Here is a 4,900-nt window from a genome sequence, read left to right on the forward strand (position 1 = left end):
GGATATCAGTTTTAAGTGTGTCATTCGGTCCTTGGCTGGTTTGGATTCCATTGCTCAGGCGGCGGGCAGATGTAATCGCCACGGAGAAGATAGAATGAAGCAAGTATATGTCATTGACCATGAAGAAGAAGATCTCAAGCGATTAAAAGAAATCAGAATAGGTAAAGAGATTTCCAGAAAAATGTTCATTGACTTAAAACGTAACAAAACTTGCTTAGGCGGAAACGTATTATCAGCTCAGTCCATGGAAATATATTTTCAAAAATATTATTCCGAGTTAAAGACCGACTTAAATTATTTTATTCCTAAATTGAGAAAAAACATGACTGAACTATTATATGCCAATCGTATAGAAAATACTTATTTTCAATCTTATTGCAAAGAAAATGAGACGATTCTTCCATTATTCTTAGCGAATAGCTATAGGACGGCAGCGGACCATTTTCAAGTCATTGAGGATCATACTACCGCGGTAATTGTTCCTTATGGGGATGGAGAAAAAGAAGGAAAGGAGATCATCGCGGACCTAAAAGGACAGCAAAGAATAGCAGAACTTACCGATTTGTTACGCAGGGCAAAACAATTTACTATTAATATATTTAACTATTAGAGAGACCGATTAGATCAAAATAAGGGGTTAGTTTCTTTTTTGGATGGAAAAATATATGCACTAACCGATGGAGCTTACGATGACTGTTATGGCCTCAATCTTGAAAATGACAGTCTGCTTAGTGGATTTATCCTTTAAAAACTCTTTGATTGGGACTAGGGACTTATATTCTACATTGACTGACCCTGCCAAAAGTAATATTCTGGTACTGTGTTTAGAAAAAATAGTCATAGAAAGGAGGTAAATGCTAGTTGAGAAATGCGATCGAATTTAAAGTTTATGGAGATTATGCACTGTTCACAGATCCACTAACCAAACTTGGTGGTGAGAAATTAACTTATAGTGTTCCAACATATCAGGCGTTAAAAGGTATTGTCGAAAGTATTTATTGGAAGCCTACGATCATGATGGTAGTAGACAAAGTTCGTGTTCTTCATGCTATTCGGATGGAATCCAAAGGCGTTCGCCCCATCGAATATGGCGGTGGTAATACCCTTGCTAATTATACTTACTTGAAAGATCCCTGTTATGAGGTTCAGGCTCATTTTGAATTTAATCCGCATCGCCCCGAGATGGAATATGACCGTAATGAGAATAAGCATCATAACATTCTCAAGCGATCATTACTTGCTGGTGGGCGTAGAGATATTTTCCTAGGTACACGAGAATGCCAAGCTTATGTAGAGCCTTGTGAATTTGGTATAGAAGCAGGTTTTTACGATAACTATGGTGACATTCATTTAGGCAATATGGTACATGGAATTAACTATCCAGATGAGACAGGCAGGGACCAAATGGAAGTCCGTTTGTGGAATCCAGTAATGAAGGACGGAATCATTGATTTTATTCGACCGGAGGAATGCACACAAGTTCGCACAATAGCGAATATGCAACCTAAACGGTTTGATGAAAATAATGTTCAATCCGCTGATGAGTTGCTTGCGCAATGGGAAGGGTGGGGGAATTAAATGAGCTGGTTGCTAAATTTATATGAAACGTATGAATCTAATCTTGACCGTGTTGGTGTGATTGAGAAGAAACATAATGATCGTGAATATACATTGTTGCCTATTTCCCACACGACCCAAAATGCGCAGATCGAAGTCGAAGTTACAGAACAAGGTGATTTTCATTCAGCCAGGATATTGGATAAAAATGAGTTTAGTACATTGATTCCTTCTTCTGAAAAATCCGCCAGTAGAGCCGGCTCTGTCATATCACCTTATCCGCTGCATGATAAATTAAGCTATGTTGCCGGAGATTTTGTAGCATATGGTGGAAAAATAAAAAAAGAAGAACCATTTTCTGCTTATATTCAGCAGTTAGAAGGCTGGGCTACTTCAGATTATGCCACTTCAAAGGTGAAAAGCATATATCGTTACTTAAGCAAGCGCCGCCTGATTAAAGACTTAGTAGACGAGTCAATTTTATATCTTGATGCGGATCAGAAATTAATAAGTACATGGGACAAGAAGTACGAACCTATACATGGGGAAAAACCACCTATATTTACAGCGGTTCCTGGTGAACAAGAGAGCGTATTCATTCGTTTTAATGTGTACTCTCCAGATAAAGTTTTAGCTAAAGTTTGGGAAGATAAAGAAATGTATGATTCATTTGTTGGTTACTATAGCCAGTTGCTGGGAGAAGAAGACATTTGCTATGTTACTGGAAAGCAGCTCCCTAGCACAGACAAGCATGCCAATAAAATCAGAAATTCCGGGGATAAGGCGAAGTTGATTTCCGCCAATGATACGAGTGGATTCACGTTCAGAGGACGATTTGCCCACAGTCATGAAGCTGCAAGTATCAGTTATGAAGTATCTCAAAAGGCTCATAATGCCTTAAAATGGCTCATTAACCGACAAGGTAAAGTCATGGAGCAACGTGTTTTTCTAGTGTGGGGAAATGATGAACCGAGTATTCTGAATTTTACCGAAAATGATAATATCTTTGCAATGGGCTTGCCATCCAAGGCTAAAGAAATAAAAAGTCATACAAACGAAGAGTTTGCTTTTGAATTAGCCAAAGCGTTAACGGGTTATGCCAATACAATAGCTGTCAAATCTAATTCCAAAGCAAAAGTCAATATTCTTGTACTTGACTCAGCAACAACAGGGCGGATGGCTGTGATCTATTATCGTAATTTGGATAAAAAATTGTATTTTGAAAAGCTTATTCACTGGCATTCCACCTGTGTATGGCTTCATCGCTATCAGAAGGATGAGCAGGGTGAATATTTACAATTTTGGGGTGCTCCAGCAACGAAAGATATTGCTTTTGCAGCATACGGTTCAAAGGCTAATGATAAACTCGTTAAGGGTTTGATTGAACGAATGCTCCCCTGTATAGTAGATGGTCAAAACATTCCTCAGGATATTGTGAGGAGTGCTATTAACCGCGCCTCTAACCCGGTATCCATGGACAAGTGGGAATGGGAGAAAACACTGAGCGTGACATGTGCTTTGGTTAACCAACGGGAGGGATACAATGTGGCATTAGATAAAGAAAATATGGATCGCAGTTATTTATTTGGCAGATTATTGGCGATAGCAGATGTGATGGAACGAAGCGCATTAGACAAGGATGAGAAGCGATCTACGAATGCAATCCGATATATGAATGCATTCTCACAACATCCAGAAAGAACCTGGAGGACCATTCAGAATGCCTTACAGCCACATCAGGCCAGACTTGGTAAACGCTTAAGCTATTATTCCAATATGATTGATGAAGTGCTTCACAAAATCCCCTTCAACGAATTCAACAATAAACCATTGACCGGGAAATACTTGTTAGGACTCAGTAGCCAACGCTATGAAATCTACCATAATAATCATAAAAAAGATCTTGAGGGTAATAACGACAACAAAGAGAACAACACCTTAGACATGAATGAACAGCAGGAATCCTAAGTAACTTTAAAAATATGTAGGTACATTAAAGGAGAGTAATCATATGTCCGTGTTGGATCACAAAATTGATTTCGCAGTTGTATTGTCGGTTACTAGAGCAAATCCCAATGGCGATCCCCTGAATGGTAATCGTCCGCGGCAAAATTACGATGGTTATGGTGAGATTTCAGATGTGGCTCTGAAACGGAAATTGAGAAATCGTCTGCAAGACATGGAAGAGTCTATTTTTGTTCAATCGAATGATCGTAAATCGGATGCTTTTAATAGTTTAAGAGAACGTGCAGATGCCAATCCTGAATTGGAAAAATTCTTCAAGGGCAAGGAAGGATCAAGTGATGAATTTGCTAAAATTGCCTGTCAGGAATGGATAGATGTTCGTAGCTTTGGTCAAGTATTTGCGTTCAAGGCGGCGAGTAAGGGAGCAGGAGTGTCCGTTGGGGTAAGAGGGCCTGTATCTATACATACGGCAACCAGTATAGATCCTATTGATATTACAAGTATGCAAATTACAAAAAGTGTAAACTCCGAACCAGGGAGAGAAAGAGGTTCCGATACGATGGGGATGAAGCATCGGGTGGATTTCGGCGTGTACCTTTTCAAAGGAAGTATCAATACGCAGCTAGCTGAAAAAACAGGATTTACCAACGAAGATGCTGGAAAGATCAAGGATGCGCTGATTTCGTTATTTGAAAATGATGTCTCATCCGCTCGTCCTGACGGTAGTATGGAGGTTCATAAAGTCTATTGGTGGGAGCACAATTCCAAACTCGGAAAATACTCATCTGCTAAAGTACACCGATCTTTGGAAGTGAAACCGAAAGAAAATGTAAGTGCAATCGACAAATCTTTTGATACACATTATGAATGTATATTAACACCGCTCGAAGGCTTAGAGGTCCAAGAGTATGCAGGGCTATAACGAAGAAGATTATTTGCTGCTATCCGGTTTACAGCATTTTAATTTTTGTAGAAGACAGTGGGCGCTTATTCACATTGAGCAGCAATGGGAAGAAAACGTGCGGACGATTGAGGGCAATCATTTGCACAGGAAAGCCGATCAGCCCATGATTCGTGAAAAAAGAGGGGATAAGCTCATCGTACGCGCGTTACCTGTACATTCCAGAGAGCTTGGAATTACAGGAATCTGTGACGTGGTAGAGTTCATATGTGATCCCCTTGGTGTTCCGCTTGCAGGGGAGGAAGGTACCTACCTTCCTTTTCCTGTTGAATACAAGCGTGGCAAACCAAAACGAAATGACTCGGATCATGCACAATTGGTCGCACAAGTGATGTGTCTTGAAGAAATGCTCGTGTGTGAGATTTCAAAAGGCTACTTTTATTACGATGAGATCAAACACCGTGTAGAAGTCATCAT

General features: G+C 39.8%; 4 protein-coding genes and 1 pseudogene. All 5 read left to right on the forward strand.

Annotated features, from left to right (window positions below; genetic code table 11):
• Positions 1–748: pseudogene (locus tag GRP75_RS19265) on the forward strand (CRISPR-associated helicase/endonuclease Cas3); the annotation flags it as partial.
• Positions 749–861: 113 nt separating this feature from the next.
• The gene (gene cas5c / locus GRP75_RS19270) at positions 862–1,578 is read left to right on the forward strand and encodes a type I-C CRISPR-associated protein Cas5c (RefSeq protein WP_160790087.1); all 717 of its coding nucleotides are present in this window, start codon (positions 862–864) and stop codon (positions 1,576–1,578) included.
• On the forward strand, positions 1,579–3,525 hold the full coding sequence (cas8c, locus tag GRP75_RS19275; protein WP_160790088.1) for a type I-C CRISPR-associated protein Cas8c/Csd1: 1,947 nt from the start codon (positions 1,579–1,581) through the stop codon (positions 3,523–3,525).
• Positions 3,526–3,568: 43 nt separating this feature from the next.
• Positions 3,569–4,444, forward strand: coding sequence for a type I-C CRISPR-associated protein Cas7/Csd2 (gene cas7c, locus GRP75_RS19280; RefSeq protein ID WP_160790089.1), 876 nt, complete (start codon positions 3,569–3,571; stop codon positions 4,442–4,444).
• A partial coding sequence (gene cas4 / locus GRP75_RS19285; RefSeq protein ID WP_160790090.1) for a CRISPR-associated protein Cas4 occupies positions 4,431–4,900 on the forward strand: 470 nt, incomplete at its 3' end. The genes cas7c and cas4, both read left to right, overlap by 14 nt.

The sequence above is a fragment of the Paenibacillus sp. OT2-17 genome (assembly GCF_009827695.1).
GTDB lineage: Bacteria > Bacillota > Bacilli > Paenibacillales > Paenibacillaceae > Paenibacillus > Paenibacillus polymyxa_B.